General features: G+C 70.5%; 15 protein-coding genes and 1 pseudogene. 11 read left to right on the top strand and 5 right to left on the bottom strand.

Features of this window, described 5'->3' with window-relative positions:
- Positions 1-12 precede the first annotated feature (12 nt).
- Entirely contained in the window at positions 13-624 is a 612-nt protein-coding gene (locus ACZ6B8_RS06260; protein ID WP_471084101.1) for a hypothetical protein, read from the bottom strand.
- Positions 625-788: 164 nt separating this feature from the next.
- Between ACZ6B8_RS06260 and hemL the strand changes: the two genes are divergently transcribed.
- From hemL to ACZ6B8_RS06220, 8 genes are all read left to right on the top strand, one after another.
- Positions 789-2114 carry a glutamate-1-semialdehyde 2,1-aminomutase gene (gene hemL, locus ACZ6B8_RS06255; RefSeq protein WP_471084104.1) on the top strand — a complete coding sequence of 442 codons (1326 nt, stop codon included), beginning with the start codon at positions 789-791 and terminating at the stop codon, positions 2112-2114.
- Positions 2111-2803: a histidine phosphatase family protein gene (locus tag ACZ6B8_RS06250; protein WP_471606415.1), complete on the top strand. Its 693-nt coding sequence runs from the start codon at positions 2111-2113 to the stop codon at positions 2801-2803. Before hemL ends, ACZ6B8_RS06250 begins: the two co-directional genes overlap by 4 nt.
- 183 nt (positions 2804-2986) lie before the next feature.
- Positions 2987-4210, top strand: coding sequence for a polysaccharide deacetylase family protein (locus ACZ6B8_RS06245; RefSeq protein ID WP_471606414.1), 1224 nt, complete (start codon positions 2987-2989; stop codon positions 4208-4210).
- Between the two features lie 62 nt (positions 4211-4272).
- On the top strand, positions 4273-4908 hold the full coding sequence (locus ACZ6B8_RS06240) for a TlpA family protein disulfide reductase (RefSeq protein ID WP_471084113.1): 636 nt from the start codon (positions 4273-4275) through the stop codon (positions 4906-4908).
- A complete protein-coding gene (locus ACZ6B8_RS06235; protein ID WP_471084116.1) occupies positions 4908-5675 on the top strand; it encodes a cytochrome c biogenesis CcdA family protein in 768 nt (255 codons plus the stop codon). The genes ACZ6B8_RS06240 and ACZ6B8_RS06235 overlap by 1 nt, the downstream gene beginning before the upstream one ends.
- Positions 5676-5679: 4 nt before the next feature.
- Entirely contained in the window at positions 5680-7422 is a 1743-nt protein-coding gene (gene resB / locus ACZ6B8_RS06230) for a cytochrome c biogenesis protein ResB (RefSeq protein ID WP_471606413.1), read from the top strand.
- Positions 7419-8516, top strand: coding sequence for a c-type cytochrome biogenesis protein CcsB (gene ccsB, locus ACZ6B8_RS06225; protein WP_471606412.1), 1098 nt, complete (start codon positions 7419-7421; stop codon positions 8514-8516). Before resB ends, ccsB begins: the two co-directional genes overlap by 4 nt.
- A gap of 70 nt (positions 8517-8586) precedes the next feature.
- Complete coding sequence (locus ACZ6B8_RS06220; RefSeq protein ID WP_471084125.1) at positions 8587-9117, top strand: SRPBCC domain-containing protein; 531 nt, start codon at positions 8587-8589, stop codon at positions 9115-9117.
- 112 nt (positions 9118-9229) lie between these two features.
- On the opposite strand, the gene ACZ6B8_RS06215 is transcribed toward ACZ6B8_RS06220, so the two are convergent.
- Together ACZ6B8_RS06215 and ACZ6B8_RS06210 are read right to left on the bottom strand one after the other, a co-directional pair.
- Positions 9230-9688, bottom strand: a complete 459-nt coding sequence (locus ACZ6B8_RS06215) for a nucleoside deaminase (protein WP_471606411.1) — start codon at positions 9686-9688, stop codon at positions 9230-9232.
- A complete protein-coding gene (locus ACZ6B8_RS06210; protein WP_471606410.1) occupies positions 9681-10637 on the bottom strand; it encodes an isopenicillin N synthase family dioxygenase in 957 nt (318 codons plus the stop codon). The genes ACZ6B8_RS06215 and ACZ6B8_RS06210 overlap by 8 nt, the downstream gene beginning before the upstream one ends.
- Before the next feature lie 122 nt (positions 10638-10759).
- Between ACZ6B8_RS06210 and ACZ6B8_RS06205 the strand changes: the two genes are divergently transcribed.
- Positions 10760-11734 carry a DMT family transporter gene (locus tag ACZ6B8_RS06205; RefSeq protein WP_471606409.1) on the top strand — a complete coding sequence of 325 codons (975 nt, stop codon included), beginning with the start codon at positions 10760-10762 and terminating at the stop codon, positions 11732-11734.
- Here ACZ6B8_RS06205 and ACZ6B8_RS06200 read toward each other — a convergent pair.
- Positions 11637-12527, bottom strand: a pseudogene (locus tag ACZ6B8_RS06200) (LysR family transcriptional regulator); the annotation flags it as partial. The gene ACZ6B8_RS06205 and the pseudogene ACZ6B8_RS06200 overlap by 98 nt on opposite strands.
- Before the next feature lie 6 nt (positions 12528-12533).
- Positions 12534-12866 (bottom strand): PLD nuclease N-terminal domain-containing protein, encoded by a 333-nt coding sequence (locus ACZ6B8_RS06195; protein ID WP_471084137.1) that lies wholly within the window; start codon positions 12864-12866, stop codon positions 12534-12536.
- A gap of 89 nt (positions 12867-12955) precedes the next feature.
- On the opposite strand from ACZ6B8_RS06195, the gene ACZ6B8_RS06190 reads away from it, so the two are divergent.
- Both ACZ6B8_RS06190 and mqnP read left to right on the top strand, forming a co-directional pair.
- Positions 12956-14416, top strand: a complete 1461-nt coding sequence (locus ACZ6B8_RS06190; protein WP_471084140.1) for a menaquinone biosynthesis decarboxylase — start codon at positions 12956-12958, stop codon at positions 14414-14416.
- On the top strand, positions 14413-15315 hold the full coding sequence (gene mqnP / locus ACZ6B8_RS06185; protein ID WP_471084143.1) for a menaquinone biosynthesis prenyltransferase MqnP: 903 nt from the start codon (positions 14413-14415) through the stop codon (positions 15313-15315). Before ACZ6B8_RS06190 ends, mqnP begins: the two co-directional genes overlap by 4 nt.
- Positions 15316-15321: the final 6 nt, after the last annotated feature.

Raw genomic sequence — 15321 nt, 5'->3', positions numbered from 1 at the left:
GCAGCCGGTGGCTCAGGGCCACACCAAGCAGTACGCCTGGTGCCCCGCGTCGTGCAGGCGGTGGCTGAAGTCCTGCCACTCGTGGAGGAGTTGGTAGACGTTGAAGGCGTCGCGCGGGCCGCCGCGGTCCGGGACCGTGGACCAGATGAACGCCGCGGCGCCCACCGACTCCTCGCCGACGCCGCGCAGCGGGTCGACGACGGTCATGGGGAGCTTCACCACGGCGTAGTCGGGGTGGAGGACGACCAGCTCCAGCGGGGGGACCTTGTGCAGGGGTATGCCCTCGATGCCGGTCAGGACCATCGCGGCCATCGTCTCCGGCTTGATCTTCGTGAACATTCCGCCCATGCCGAGCTCGTCGCCGCCGAGCTCCTCGGGGCGCATCGAGATCGGCACACGGGCGGCGGTCGCGCCGTCCGGGGCACCGAAGTACTTGTACGTCACCCCCACCCCGCCACTCCTGCTGGTCACCCGGTCCCGCCGGGACTCACCGAAACCGTCGGAGCCGCCTCGCGCCTGGTCGGGCGCCGGTTCCGCTTCCGCCTCGCGCCGGTGCTTGCCCCGCCGGGCACGCCGGGGGCCCAGGCCGTCGGTCCCCTCGCCCAGTCCGCCACCGCGATGCATATCTCCACCCGACTGCTTTGCCAGGGCGGCACGGCCCTGTCTTTTCTAGGCCTCGCGGCCCCCGCCACGCAACCCGATCATCGTGTCAGTGACCTCCCCCACGGTCACCCGCTAAAACGTGGAGTGAAACACCTGTCCGCAGGATGTCCGGACCCTCTGACACCATGGCTCGTGTGAGCTTCCCGTATAGCGCCCCAGTTTCGCAGACTCTTTTCGACCGTGCGGCGGCCGTGACGCCCGGCGGTGTGAACTCTCCCGTGCGCGCGTTCCGCGCTGTGGGTGGTACGCCCCGTTTCATGGTGTCCGGCACCGGTCCGTACCTGACTGACGCCGACGGCCGCGAGTACGTCGACCTCGTGTGTTCGTGGGGCCCGATGATCCTCGGGCACTCCCACCCCGAGGTGCTCGCCGCCGTGCAGGAGGCCGTCGCGCGCGGCACCTCCTTCGGCACGCCCGGCGAGGGCGAGGTCGCGCTCGCCGAGGAGATCGTCGGCCGGATCGACCCCGTGGAGCAGGTCCGGCTGGTCTCCAGCGGCACCGAGGCGACCATGTCCGCGATCCGTCTCGCGCGCGGCTTCACCGGTCGCGCCAAGGTCATCAAGTTCGCCGGCTGCTACCACGGCCACGTGGACGCGCTGCTCGCGGCGGCGGGTTCGGGCGTGGCGACGCTCGGCCTCCCGGACACCCCCGGTGTGACCGGCGCCCAGGCGGGCGACACCATCGTCGTGCCGTACAACGACCTCGAAGCGGTGCACGAGGCGTTCCACCGGCACCCCGGTGAGATCGCCTGCGTCATCACCGAGGCGGCGCCGGGCAACATGGGCGTCGTACCGCCGCAGCCGGGCTTCAACGCGGGCCTCAAGGCCGCCTGCGCCAAGAACGGCGCGCTGTACATCTCCGACGAGGTGATGACCGGCTTCCGTACGTCGAAGGCCGGCTGGTTCGGCGTGGACGGGGTGACGCCCGACCTGATGACCTTCGGCAAGGTCATGGGCGGCGGCTTCCCGGCTGCGGCCTTCGGCGGGCGCGCCGACGTGATGGCGCACCTCGCCCCGGCGGGCCCCGTCTACCAGGCGGGCACGCTCTCCGGTAACCCGGTCGCCACGGCCGCGGGCCTGGCCCAGCTGCGCCTCCTCGACGACGCGGCGTACGACAAGGTCGACGAGGTCTCGGCGCGGCTGCGCGCCCTGGTGACCGAGGCGCTCGCCAAGGAGGGCGTCGCCCACCGGGTGCAGAACGCCTCGAACATGTTCACCGTGTTCTTCACCGACCGCGAGGTGCGCAACTACGAGGACGCGAAGGCGCAGGAGTCCTTCCGCTTCACCGCGTTCTTCCACTCGATGCTGTCGCAGGGCGTCTATCTGCCGCCGTCGTCCTTCGAGTCCTGGTTCGTGTCCACCGCCCACGACGAGCAGGCCGTCGAGCGCGTCGCCGCCGCCCTGCCGGCCGCCGCGCGCGCGGCGGCGGAAGCGACGGAGGCCACCGCATGAGCGGCACCGGCACGGACGACGAGCTGACCGTCGTCCACGTGATGCGCCACGGCGAGGTGCACAACCCCGACGGGGTCCTGTACGGGCGGCTGCCCGACTACCACCTCTCCGAGCTCGGCCGGCAGATGGCCGACCGGGTCGCCGAGCACCTCGCCCGGCGCGACGTGACGCATGTCGTCGCCTCGCCGCTGGACCGCGCCCAGGAGACGGCCACGCCGATCGCCAAGGCGCACGGCCTGGACCTCGCCACCGACGGGCGCCTCATCGAGGCGGCCAACGTCTTCGAGGGCAAGACCTTCGGGGTGGGCGACGGCGCGCTGAAGAACCCGGAGAACTGGAAGCACCTCGTCAACCCCTTCAAGCCGTCCTGGGGCGAGCCGTACGTGGAGCAGGTCGTACGGATGATGGGCGCCCTGGACGCGGCCAAGGACGCGGCCCGCGGGCACGAGGCGGTGTGCGTCAGCCATCAGCTGCCGATCTGGATCGTGCGCAGCTTCGTGGAGAAGCGGCGGCTGTGGCACGACCCGCGCAAGCGGCAGTGCACGCTGGCGTCGCTGACGTCGTTCACCTACCGCGGCGACAAGATCGTCTCGGTCGGATACAGCGAGCCCGCCCGGGATCTGGTGCCCGCTCATCTCCTCGCCGGCGCCAAGCCGGTGAAGGGCAAGAGCAAGGCATTCGGCGCCTGATAAAGCGCTCCGGCGATCCACCGCGTGTAATCGAGCAGCAACTGTATGTCCCTTTTTCGGGAATCGCGCAAATAATTCCGTTGCGCAGGAACCCCGTTGTTCGTCGCGCCCTCTAACCGGTTGTCCCTCTTGCTCGGCACATAGAGCGGGAACGGACCCAGGGGCGCGACGAATGGGGATGGAATGCGCGACATCAGCCGCAGGGGAATGCTCGGACTCGGAGCCGGCACGGCCGCCGCTTTCGGGCTCGCGGCGTGCGGCTCGGGCGGCGACGGAGATTCGTCCGGGCCCGCCGGAAAGGCCGGGAACGGCAAGGGCGGCGCCGAGAAGCGGCCGTCGAAGCCGATCGGCGACGGCTCGACCGCGTACACCGGAAAGCAGCCCGGCCAGCCGGGCAAGCCCGTTCCGCTGCAGCCGGGCGAGACGCCCCCACAGTTCGTGATCTTCTCCTGGGACGGTGCCGGCGAGGTCGGCAACGGACTGTTCCCGCGCTTTCTGAAGCTGGCCCGCGAACACGACGCGCACATGACGTTCTTCCTCTCCGGCCTTTATCTGCTGCCGGAATCGAAGAAGCGTCTGTACCGTCCGCCGAACAACGCCGTCGGCGCCTCCGACATCGGTTATCTCACCGACGGTCACATCAAGGACACGCTGAAGTACGTGCGTCAGGCATGGCTCGACGGCCATGAAATCGGCACACACTTCAACGGGCACTTCTGCGCGGGCTCGGGTTCCGTGGCCAACTGGACGTCCGCGCAATGGCAGGACGAGATCGACCAGGCCAAGTCCTTCGTGAAGAAGTGGCGCACCAACACCGGCTGGACCGATCTGCCGTCGCTGCCCTTCGACTACGACAAGGAACTCGTCGGCGGCCGCACGCCCTGTCTGCTCGGGCAGAACAACCTGCTGCCGACGGCGAAGAAGCTCGGCTGGCGCTACGACGCGTCCTCGCCCGGCGGCCGGCAGAAGTGGCCGCAGAAGAAGATGGGCGTCTGGGACCTGCCGCTGCAGGCCATGCCCTTCCCCGGGCACAGCTTCGAGGTCCTGTCGATGGACTACAACATCCTCGCCAACCAGTCGCAGAACTCCACGAAGGCGCCGCCGGCCAACTACCCGGGCTGGCGCAAGCAGGCCACCGAGGCCTACATAGCCGGCTTCAAGCGCGCCTATGAGTCCAACCGCGCGCCGTTCTTCATCGGCAACCACTTCGAGGAGTGGAACGGCGGCATCTACATGGACGCCGTCGAGGAGGCCCTGAAGCACATCGCCGGCAAGAAGGACGTACGTCTCGTCTCCTTCCGGCAGTTCGTCGACTGGCTCGACGTGCAGGACCCCGGCGTGCTCCAGAAGCTCCAGGGCCTGGAGGTCGGCCAGCAGCCGGCCGGGGGCTGGAAGAGCCTTCGCTAGGGCGTTCCCCGCTGTGGAGGGGGCGCGGAAGATCGCGGATCCGGACATGCGAAACTTTTCACATGAGTGTTGCCTGCCGTGCCCCACACCGCATCGATAGCAGCAGTCGACGCCGCGGTCGCACCGCCCTGCTCACCGCAGGACTCGCGGTCGCCGCGCTGGCACTGTCCGCCTGCAGTTCCGGCGGCACCTCGGGCGGTTCCGGAAACACCAATTTCGTCGCCGGTTCGGACGGCATCGCGACCGTCGCGAAGGGCAACCGCAAGGCGAGCCCGGATCTCGACGGAGAGACGCTCGACGGAAAGCACCTGAACATCGCCAAGGACTACAAGGGCAAGATCGTGGTCCTCAACGTCTGGGGTTCCTGGTGCGCCCCGTGCCGGGCCGAGGCGCCGAACTTCGCGAAGGTCGCCAAGGAGACCAAGGCCAAGGGCGTCGAGTTCGTCGGCATCAACACGCGCGACCCCGAGCGGGGCCCGGCGATCCAGTTCGAGAAGCAGCACGAGATTCCCTATCCGAGCCTGCACGACCCGATGGGCAAGCTGATGCTGCGCTTCCCCAAGGGCTCGCTCAACCCGAACTTCATTCCCTCCACGCTCGTCGTCGACCGGGACGGGAAGATCGCGGCCCGCTCGCAGCAGCCGCTGAACGAAGAGAAGCTGCGGAAGATGATCGACCCGGTCCTCGCGGAGAAGTGATGCCGACCCTCGCGGCCGCGATCAGCGACCCGAACCAGACCGTCATGGGCGGCGCCCTGCTCCTCGCGATCCCGGTCGCGGTGCTCGGCGGGCTCGTCTCCTTCTTCTCGCCGTGCGTCCTGCCGCTCGTCCCCGGCTACCTCTCGTACGTCACCGGGGTCAGCGGCCAGGACCTCGGCGAGGCCCGGCGGGGCCGGATGGCCGCCGGCGCGGGGCTGTTCGTGGCCGGCTTCACCGTCATCTTCGTCTCCGCCACCGTCTTCTTCGGGGCACTGGGGCGCACGCTCAGGGAGCACCAGAGCACCGTCAACACGGTGCTGGGCGTGGTGATGATCGTGCTCGGTCTCTTCTTCATGGGGCTCATGCCCTGGCTCACCCAGCGCGAGTACCGCTTCCACAAGCGGCCCGCCGTGGGCCTCGCGGGGGCCCCGGTCGTGGGCGCCCTCTTCGCGGTCGGCTGGACGCCGTGCATCGGCCCGACCCTCGCCTCCGTCCTCACGCTCTCCGCCGACGGGGCCAATCCGCAGCGCGGCGCCATACTCGGTGTCGCCTACTCCCTCGGGCTCGGTATCCCGTTCATCCTCGCGGCCGTCGCCTTCCGCAAGGCGCTCGGCGCCTTCGGCTGGATCAAGCGGCACTATGCGTGGGTGATGCGCATCGGCGGCGTCATGATGATCGCGACCGGCCTGCTGCTCGTGACCGGCGTGTGGGACAGCGTCATCCAGCAGATGCAGGTCTGGTCCAACAGCTACACGGTGGGGATCTGAGTTCATGAGCAAGACCGAAGCTCCTGACGGCGCCTCCGTGGCCCGCGAGGAGAACGACCTGGGCGCCGCGGGCTCGCAGCTGTCCACCGCCCCCAAGGAGGACGGCCCCAGCCTCCCCTCGCTGGGCGTCATCGGCTGGCTGCGCTGGTTCTGGCGGCAGCTGACCTCCATGCGGGTCGCCCTGATCCTGCTCCTGCTGCTCTCCCTCGGCGCCATCCCGGGCTCGCTGATCCCGCAGAACAACGTCGACGAGCTCAAGGTCCAGGACTTCATGGACCGGCACACCACGCTCGGGCCGGTCTACGACAAGCTTCAGCTCTTCGACGTCTACAGCTCGGTGTGGTTCTCCGCGATCTACATCCTCCTGTTCGTCTCCCTCATCGGCTGCATCGTGCCCCGCACCTGGCAGTTCGTCGGCCAGTTGCGCGGCCGTCCGCCGGGCGCCCCCAAGAAGCTGACCCGGCTGCCCGCGTACACCACCTGGCGCACCGACGCCGAGCCCGAGCAGGTGCACGAGACCGCGCTCGCGATGCTCAAGCGGCGCCGGTTCCGCGTGCACACCGCGGGGTCCGGCGCGGGCAGCTCCGTCGCCGCGGAGAAGGGCTATCTGCGCGAGGCCGGGAACCTGATGTTCCACGTCGCGCTGATCGTGATGCTGATCGCCTTCGCCGCCGGACAGCTCCTCAAGTCCGAGGGCGGCAAGCTGGTCATGGAGGGCGACGGCTTCTCCAACACCCTCAGCCAGTACGACGACTTCAAGTCGGGCAGCCTCTTCGACACCGGCGAGCTGGCGCCCTTCAGCTTCAAGCTCGACAACTTCGTCGGCACGTACGAGAAGTCGGGCCCCAACCGCGGCACGCCCCGCACCTACCGCGCCGACGTCACCTACTCCGAGGGCCCCGACGGCGCCGAGAAGAAGAAGTCGATCGAGGTCAACAAGCCGCTGGAGGTCGACGGCTCGAAGGTCTACCTCATCGGCCACGGCTTCGCCCCCGCCGTCACCGTCCGCGACGCCAAGGGCAAGGTCGTCTACAAGGCGTCTGTGCCGGTCCTGCCCATCGACCAGAACGGCACCGCGACCGGCGCCATCAAGGTCATGGACGGCTACCGCGACAAGAACGGCAGGCCGGACCAGCTCGGCTTCAACGCCTTCTTCGTGCCGACCTTCGCGGGTGTGGGCAAGGGGCAGATGTTCTCCCAGTTCCCCGCCGCCGAGTACCCGGTGCTCGCGCTCTCCGCGTACCACGGCAGCCTCGGCGTCGACGCCGGCGTGCCGCAGAACGTGTACCAGCTGGACACCCGCAAGATGAAGCAGTTCAAGGGTGCCGACGGCCAGCTGTTCAAGCAGCGGCTGCGCCCCGGCGAGACCATGAAGCTGCCGGGCGGCGCCGGGTCGATCACCTTCGACAAGGACCTCAAGGAGTGGGCGACCTTCCAGATCTCCCAGCAGCCCGGCACCGGCTGGGCGCTGGGCGGCGCGATCGCCGCCGTCCTCGGCCTCGCCGGATCGCTGTTCATCCAGCGCCGCCGTGTGTGGGTGCGGGCGGTCAAGGGCGCCGACGGCGTCACCGTCGTCGAGATGGCGGGCCTCGGCCGCAGCGAGTCCGCGAAGGTCCCCGAGGAGCTCTCCCAGCTCGCCGCCGAACTCCACGAGAAGGCGCCGTCGGCGTCACCGCAAGACCCGGACGAGGAAGCCCTCCCCGCCTCCGACCTCGATGCCGTACCTGCCGAAGGGGCTGAGAAGTGAATCTCGCCGCCACCCTGGCCGCCGAGCCCAACGAGAACCTCGCGCACATCAGCAATGTGCTCATCTACTCCGCGATGGCCGTCTATCTGCTGGCGTTCTTCGCGCACATGGCGGAGTGGCTCTTCGGCAGCCGCAGCAAGGTCGCCCGCACCGCCGCCGCGCTCACCCCGAGCAAGACCGCCGCGGCCGCCGCGCCCGAGGTCACCGTCCAGGCCAAGGGCGGCGGCACCGCCACCCTGGAGCGGCCCAAGGTCGTCACCCGGTCCGTCGCCGGCTCCCGCGACGTGCCGGACGGGCCCGGCGCCTCCGCCGGCGACGAGAAGGGCGACCTCTACGGCCGGATCGCGGTCTCCCTCACCGTCCTCGCGTTCCTGCTCGAAGCGGGCGGTGTGCTCACCCGCGCCCTGTCGGTGCAGCGGGCGCCGTGGGGCAACATGTACGAGTTCAGCATCACCTTCTCGACCGTGGCCGTCGCGGTGTACCTGGTGCTGCTCGCGCTGAAGAAGAACATCGCCTGGCTCGGCCTCCCGCTGGTCACGACGGTCCTGCTCGACCTCGGTCTCGCCGTCACCGTCCTGTACACCTCCAGCGACCAGCTGGTCCCCGCCCTGCACTCGTACTGGCTGTGGATCCACGTCTCCACCGCGATCTTCTGCGGCGCCGTCTTCTACGTCGGCGGGGTGGGCACGCTGCTCTACCTCTTCCGGGACAGCTACGAGAACAAGCTCCTGAACGGCGGGCGGCCCGGCAAGTTCGCCACCTCCGTCCTGGAGCGGCTGCCCTCGGCGGCCTCCCTCGACAAGTTCTCCTACCGCCTGAACGCCGCGATCTTCCCGTTGTGGACGTTCACGATCATCGCGGGCGCGATCTGGGCGGGCGATGCCTGGGGCCGCTACTGGGGCTGGGACCCCAAGGAGGTCTGGTCCTTCATCACCTGGGTCGCCTACGCCTGCTACCTGCACGCCCGCGCGACGGCCGGCTGGAAGGGCCGCAAGGCCGCCTACCTGGCACTGATCGCCTTCGGCTGCTGGCTGTTCAACTACTACGGCGTGAACATCTTCGTCACCGGAAAGCACTCGTACGCCGGGGTATGACCCGGGCGGGCGCCCGTGGGCGCGCCGTGTCAGGGATGCGGAACCCGCCCCGCCGGGCCACGCTGGAGCCATGACCGCGACGATCGGGCAAGGCACCAGCCACACCGAGGGCACCACCCAGCACCTCCACTACGAGCTGCACCTTCCCCACCCTGTGGACAGCGTGTGGGCGGCGGTGGCCACCCCGGAGGGACTGCCGGGGTGGCTGGCCGCCGCCGACGTGTTCGAGCCCCGGCTCGGCGGCGCCGTCACCCTGCGCTGGCTCAACGGCGAACCGGACGCCGTCCACTCCGGGCAGGTCACCGCGTGGGACCCGGAGGTGATCGCCGAGTACACCGTCGACCTGCACGGCCGGTGCCGCTTCCACCTCGAACCCGTGGCGGGAACGGCGGTGGGGGTCGGCGAGGGCGACGCGACCACGCTGCGCTTCAGCAACGAGTTCGAGGGCGACGACGACCTGCGGCTCGACTGCCTCGCCGGGTGGCACGACCACTTCGGTTTCCTGGTGGACGCGCTCGACGGGCGGCCCATGGACTGGTCGACGTGGCGCCAGGACCGCTGGCGCCGGCTCCGGGAGGCGTACGCGGCCGCCACGGGCTGACCGGCGGCCCGTACGCGGGTACGCGGCCGGGCGCCGGCGTCCAGGCTCCTCGCGGTGGTGCCGAGGGGAGCCCCGAGGGCGTTCCATGGCCCCAGGAGGCATCCACCCCGGCTCACTCCCCGATGTCCTCGCCCCACACCTCCGGCCGTGCCGCGATGAAGTCCCGCATCATCGCCGCGCACTCGGCGTCGTCGAGCACCACCACCTCCACCCCGAACTCGGCCAGCCACGCGATGCCGCCGCGGAAGGTCCGGGCCTCGCCGGCCACCACCCGGCCGATACCGAACTGCCGCACCAGACCGCTGCAGTACCAGCAGGGCGCCAGCGTCGTCACCATCGTCGTGCCGCGATAGGTGCGCAGCCGGCCCGCCGCGCGGAACGCCGAGGTCTCCGCGTGCGCCGACGGATCGCCGTCCTGCACCCGCCTGTTGCGCCCCCGCCCGAGCAGCGTGCCGTCCGCCCCGTACAGCGCGGCGCCGATCGGGACGCCGCCCTCGGCCAGCCCCCGCCGCGCCTCCTCGGCGGCGACCACGAGCCGGCGGCGGTCCCGCTCCCCGGCCGGCTCAGCCATCGCCGTCCGCCACCGTGATCGCGTCCAGCTGCGCCCGCAGATGGACGTGCGAGTCGATGCCCCGGACGTCGGTGCCCGGGTCGCACTCGTAGAAGTAGACGAGCGACATCAGCTCCTCCGCGGGCGCCTCGGCGGGCGGCGGGAGCACCCGGTGGCGGCCCGACTGCCAGCGGCCGTCCGTCCAACGCGCCATCAGATCACCGATGTTGACCGTGAGGGCCGCCGGGTCGAACGGCGCGTCCTGCCAGCCGCCCTCGTCCGTGAACACCTGGAGCCCGCCCCGCCCCGCCTCCCGGTCGAGTACCGTCACCGTGCCGAAGTCGGTGTGCGGACCGATGCGGAACTGGCCCGGCTCGGGCGCGCCCACCCGCTCCCGCCCCGGGTACCAGTTGATGTTGAAGCCCCAGGTGGGGTGGCCGGTGTGCCGGGTGAAGAAGTCCTCGCCCGCGCCGAACGCGACACCGAGGAGCTCCAGGAGGCGGTCGGAGAGCGCGCGCATCCGCCGCAGATACTCCTCGACGGGACCCCGCAGCGCGGGCACCTCGTCCGGCCAGGTGTTGGGCGCGAACCACTCGGCGTCCACCGCCGGATCCCCCGTCAGCTCGTCCGCCGCGAACGACAGCGACTCCTTCAGGTCCGGGGGCGCGGCCGTGCCCTCCGCGTAACTGTTGGCCTCGGCGCCCGGGCCGAGCCAGCCGCGGCCGCCCACCCGCACCGCGTACCGCCGCTTCGTCTCGGCGGGCAGCCGGAAGAAGCCGCGGGCCGACTCCCTGATCGCCGCGCGCAGCGCCGGGTCGACGCCATGCCCGGTGACCAGAAGGAACCCGGCGCTCCGCAGCGCCTCGTCGACCGTGCGCGCCGTCCGCGCGCGGGCCCCGGCGTCACCGGACAGCCACGGGCGCAGGTCGACCGTCGGAATGCGGGATGCGGTGCTCGTGTCGGAGCTCATGTCGGCCATGGTGCCCCCGCACGCCGCCCGTCAGGCCTCATCGACGGCGCCGATGGAGCCATCGGGAGGACGCACCGGCAGCGCGTGGACCGGCGCGTACGCCCGCTCGTAGCGTCCTCGGCATGACAACGACCACAGCGCACAAGTCCTCGGAGCGCACGGGCACCGCCCAGCTCACCGCCGCGATGGTGCTCTCCGGCACCCTCGGGATCTTCGTCGTCGAGTCCGGCGCGTCCGCCTTCAACGTGGTGTTCTTCCGCGTCCTGTTCGGCGCCCTCGCCCTCGGCACGTACGCCGCCGCCCGCGGCTACTTCCGCGACCACGGCCTCACCCCCAAGAAGCTCGGACTCGCCGCGCTGGGCGGCGTGTTCATCGTCTTCAACTGGGTGTTCCTCTTCAAGGCGTACGAGGCCACCTCGATCTCCCTGGCCACCGTCGTCTACCACACACAGCCGTTCTTCCTGGTGCTGATCGGCGCGGTCGTGCTGCGCGAGCGGCTGTCCCGCTTCCAACTGGGCTGGCTGGCGGCCGCGTTCGCGGGGCTCGTGCTGGTCTCGGGGGTGCGCCCGGGTGACGTGGGCTCGCTCGCCGGCATCGGCATGGCGCTGCTCGCGGCCGTCCTCTACGCCCTGTCCACCCTGGTCACCAAGCGCGTCACCGGCGTCCGCCCGCACCTCGTCGCCCTCGTCCAGGTCCTCGTCGGCATCCCGCTGCTGCTGCCCTTCACCGACTTCGGCGCGATGGGCGGCACCGGCACCGGATGGGCCTGGCTCGTCGGACTCGGCGTGATCCACACCGGCCTGATGTACGTCCTGATGTACGCGGCGTACGCCAAGTTGCCCACCGCCAAGATCGCCGTGCTCGCCTTCACCTACCCGGCCGTCGCGATGGTCGCGGACTGGGCGGTCTACGGCCACCACATCGGACTCGTCCAGGCGCTCGGCGTCCCGCTGATCGTCTTCGCGAGCCTCAAGGTCACCCTGGCGCGGGCGACGAACCCTGCTCCCGCACGAGCCGCACGGCCTGCTCCACGAACAGCCGCACCTGCGGCGCGAGACGCTTCCCCGACCGCCACGCGAGCTGCGTCCACAGGGTGAACGGCGGCTCCCACGGCAGCCGTACGAGCGTGCCGTCCGCCAGCTCCCGGGCCACCGCCACGGCCGGGAGCAGCGCCACGCCGAGGCCGCCCGCCACGCCCTGCTTCGTCGCCTCGATGGTGCCGAACTCCATGAACGGCGGCGGCTCTCCGGTGCGCGCGTGCAGCTCGTCCTCGAAGAGGTCCCGGTACGGGCAGCCCGGCTCGGTGCCGACGAGCTGCACCGCCGACAGGTCGCCGGTGGCGAGCGGCCCCGCGCCGCGCGCGGCCAGCGGATGGCCCGGCGCGCAGACGAGGACCAGCGGTTCCTCGGCGAGGACCTCGGTCTCCAGGCCCGGGTGCTCGGTGGCCGGCTCCATGAGGAAGCCCACGTCGTACGTGCCCTGCCGCAGCGCCCGCCGGGTCTCGTCGCCCAGCGTGGGGCGCAGCGAGAGCCGCACCTTCGGGTAGCGGTGGTGGAAGAGTTCCAGGAGCGGCGGCAGCCGGTAGGAGGTCAGCGACTCCATGGTGCCGACCGCGATCGCGCCGGACGGCTCATCGGCGCCGGCGACCGCGGCCCGCGCCTCGTCGGCGAGTCCGATGATCTGCCGGGCGTAGGGGAGCAGCCGCTCGCCCGCCTCGGTGAGCCGGATGCGGCTGCCGAGCCGGTCGAAGAGCTCCGCGCCGAGCGAGCTCTCCAGGGCCCGGATCTGGCTGGTGACGCTGGACTGGGCGTACTTCAGCTCGGCGGCGGCGCGGGTGAAGCTGAGGACGGCGGCGACCTTCTCGAAGGTCACGAGCAGCCGCAGTTCCACGGCCCGTCAGCCCTCGCCCTTGTCGCGGTGGTCGCGCCTGTTCTCGTCCGGGTCCTCGTCGCGCAGGGACTTCAGGAACTCCGGGTTGTCGTCGGGCGCCACCCAGCGGGTGCTGCCGCCGCGCCCGCCGATGCCGCCGCCCCCGCCGGGCGCGGGGCGCACCTTGCCGGTGACGAGCCAGGCGATGGGGCCGAGCAGCACCTCGCCGAAGAGCAGCACGATGATGACCCACACCACCTTGGGCAGATGCCTGACCTCCTTCTCCGGAGTGTTCAGGACATCGATGAAGGCATAGATCCACACCGCCAGGACCAGCAGGAACGGCAGATACCTGAGCATGGTGGCGCGATCCCCCAAGCGGTGGCGGCGGGTGGCGTGCGTGCCCCCGGTGACGGGGCCAGGGTAGCCGGTGCCGGATACTGGAACGCATGGCTTACGACGATCTTCGCTCCCTGCTCCGGGCACTGGACCGCGAGGGCGATCTCAAGCGCATCAAGGCCGAGGTCGACCCGTACCTGGAGGTCGGCGAGATCACCGACCGCGTCCAGAAGGCGGGCGGGCCCGCGCTCCTCTTCGAGAACGTCAAGGGCTCCGCGATGCCCCTGGCCATGAACGTGTACGGCACGGACCGCCGGCTGCTCAAGGCGCTCGGTCTGAAGTCGTACGGCGAGATCAGCGAGAAGATCGGCGGTCTGCTCAAGCCGGAGCTGCCGCACGGCTTCGTCGGGGTGCGCGAGGCGTTCGGCAAGCTCGGCGCGATGACGCACGTACCGCCGAAGAAGGTGAAGTCCGACAACGCGCCGGTGCAGGAGGTCGTCCTCACCGGCGACGACGTGGACCTGGAGCAGCTGCCCGCGCTGTTCACCTGGCCCGAGGACGGCGGTTCCTTCTTCAACCTGGGCCTGACCCACACCAAGGACCCCGACACCGGGGTGCGCAACCTCGGCCTGTACCGGCTGCAGCGCCACGACAAGCGCACCATCGGCATGCACTGGCAGATCCACAAGGACAGCCGCAACCACTACCAGGTGGCCGCCCGCCGGGGCGAGAAGCTGCCCGTCGCCATCGCCTTCGGCTGTCCGCCGGCCGTCACGTACGCCTCCACGGCGCCGCTGCCCGGTGACATGGACGAGTACATGCTGGCCGGGTTCATCCAGGGCAAGCGGGTGGAGATGGTCGACTGCAAGACGGTCCCGCTCCAGGTCCCCGCGCACGCCGAGGTCGTCATCGAGGGCTGGCTGGAGCCGGGCGAGATGCTCCCCGAGGGCCCCTTCGGCGACCACACCGGCTTCTACACGCCGCAGGAACCGTTCCCCGCCCTGAAGATCGACTGCGTGACCATGCGGAAGCGTCCGCTGCTCCAGTCGATCGTGGTGGGCCGCCCGCCGACGGAGGACGGGCCGCTGGGCCGGGCGACCGAACGGTTCTTCCTGCCGCTGCTCAAGGTGATCGTCCCGGACATCGTGGACTACCACCTGCCGGAGTCCGGCGGCTTCCACAACTGCGCGATCGTTTCGATCGACAAGAAGTACCCCAAGCACGCGCAGAAGGTCATGCACGCCATCTGGGGCGCGCACATGATGTCCCTGACGAAGCTGATCGTCGTGGTGGACAAGGACTGCGACGTGCACGATCTGCACGAAGTGTCCTGGCGCGCGCTCGGCAACACCGACTACGCCCGCGACCTCACCGTCGTCGAGGGCCCCGTCGACCACCTCGACCACGCCTCCTACCAGCAGTTCTGGGGCGGCAAGGCGGGTATCGACGCCACGAGGAAGCTGCCCGAGGAGGGCTACACCCGGGACGGCGGCTGGCCGGAGATGGTCGAGTCCGACCCGGAGACGGCGGCGAAGGTCGACCGCCGCTGGAAGGAGTACGGACTCTCGTGAGTTCAGCATCAGCCGCGCTGCCGCAGCCCGGACGCACCAAGGCCTTCCTGCGGCTCGTCATGATCGAGCACTCGGTGTTCGCCCTGCCGTTCGCCTACATCGCCGCGCTCACCGCGATGTTCCGCCTCGACGGCAACATCCACTGGGGGCGGCTGCTCCTGGTCACCGTCTGCATGGTGGGCCTGCGCACCTTCGCGATGGCCGCCAACCGGATCATCGACCGCGAGATCGACGCCCGCAATCCGCGCACCGCCCACCGCGAACTGGTCACCGGCGCGGTGTCGGTGAGGTCCGCGTGGACCGGCGCGCTGATCGCGCTCGTGGTCTTCCTCGGCTCGGCGGCCCTGCTCAATCCGCTCTGCCTGGCGCTCGCGCCGGTCGCGGTGGTCCCGATGGTGGTCTACCCCTACGGCAAGCGGTTCACGAACTTCCCGCAGGCGATCCTCGGCATCGCCCAGGCGATGGGGCCCGTCGGCGCCTGGATCGCGGTCACCGGCGAGTGGTCGGGCCGGGCGGTGATCCTCGGTCTCGCGGTCGGCATCTGGATCGGCGGCTTCGACCTGATCTACGCCTGCCAGGACGTGGAGACGGACCGCGAGGTCGGCGTGAAGTCGGTGCCCGCGCGGTTCGGCATCCCGGCCGCCATCCGGGGCGCCCGCGGCTGTCACCTCGTGACCACGGCCCTGCTCGTCTGGTACGCCGCGGCCACCGACGCGGGCGGGTTCTTCTGGCTCGGCCTCGCGGTCGTCGCGGGCGCCTTCGTCTACGAGCACTCGATCGTGAAGCCGCACGACCTGTCCCGGCTGAACCGCGCCTTCTTCCAGGTGAACGGGTTCATCGGGATCGCCCTGTTCGCGTGCGCGCTGCTCGACCTGCTCGTACGCGGACTCACTGTCTGAAACGCC

The sequence above is a fragment of the Streptomyces sp. NPDC041122 genome (assembly GCF_055592445.1).
Note: the sequence above shows the minus strand (reverse complement) of the source record. Positions and strands in the feature narration are given on the sequence as shown.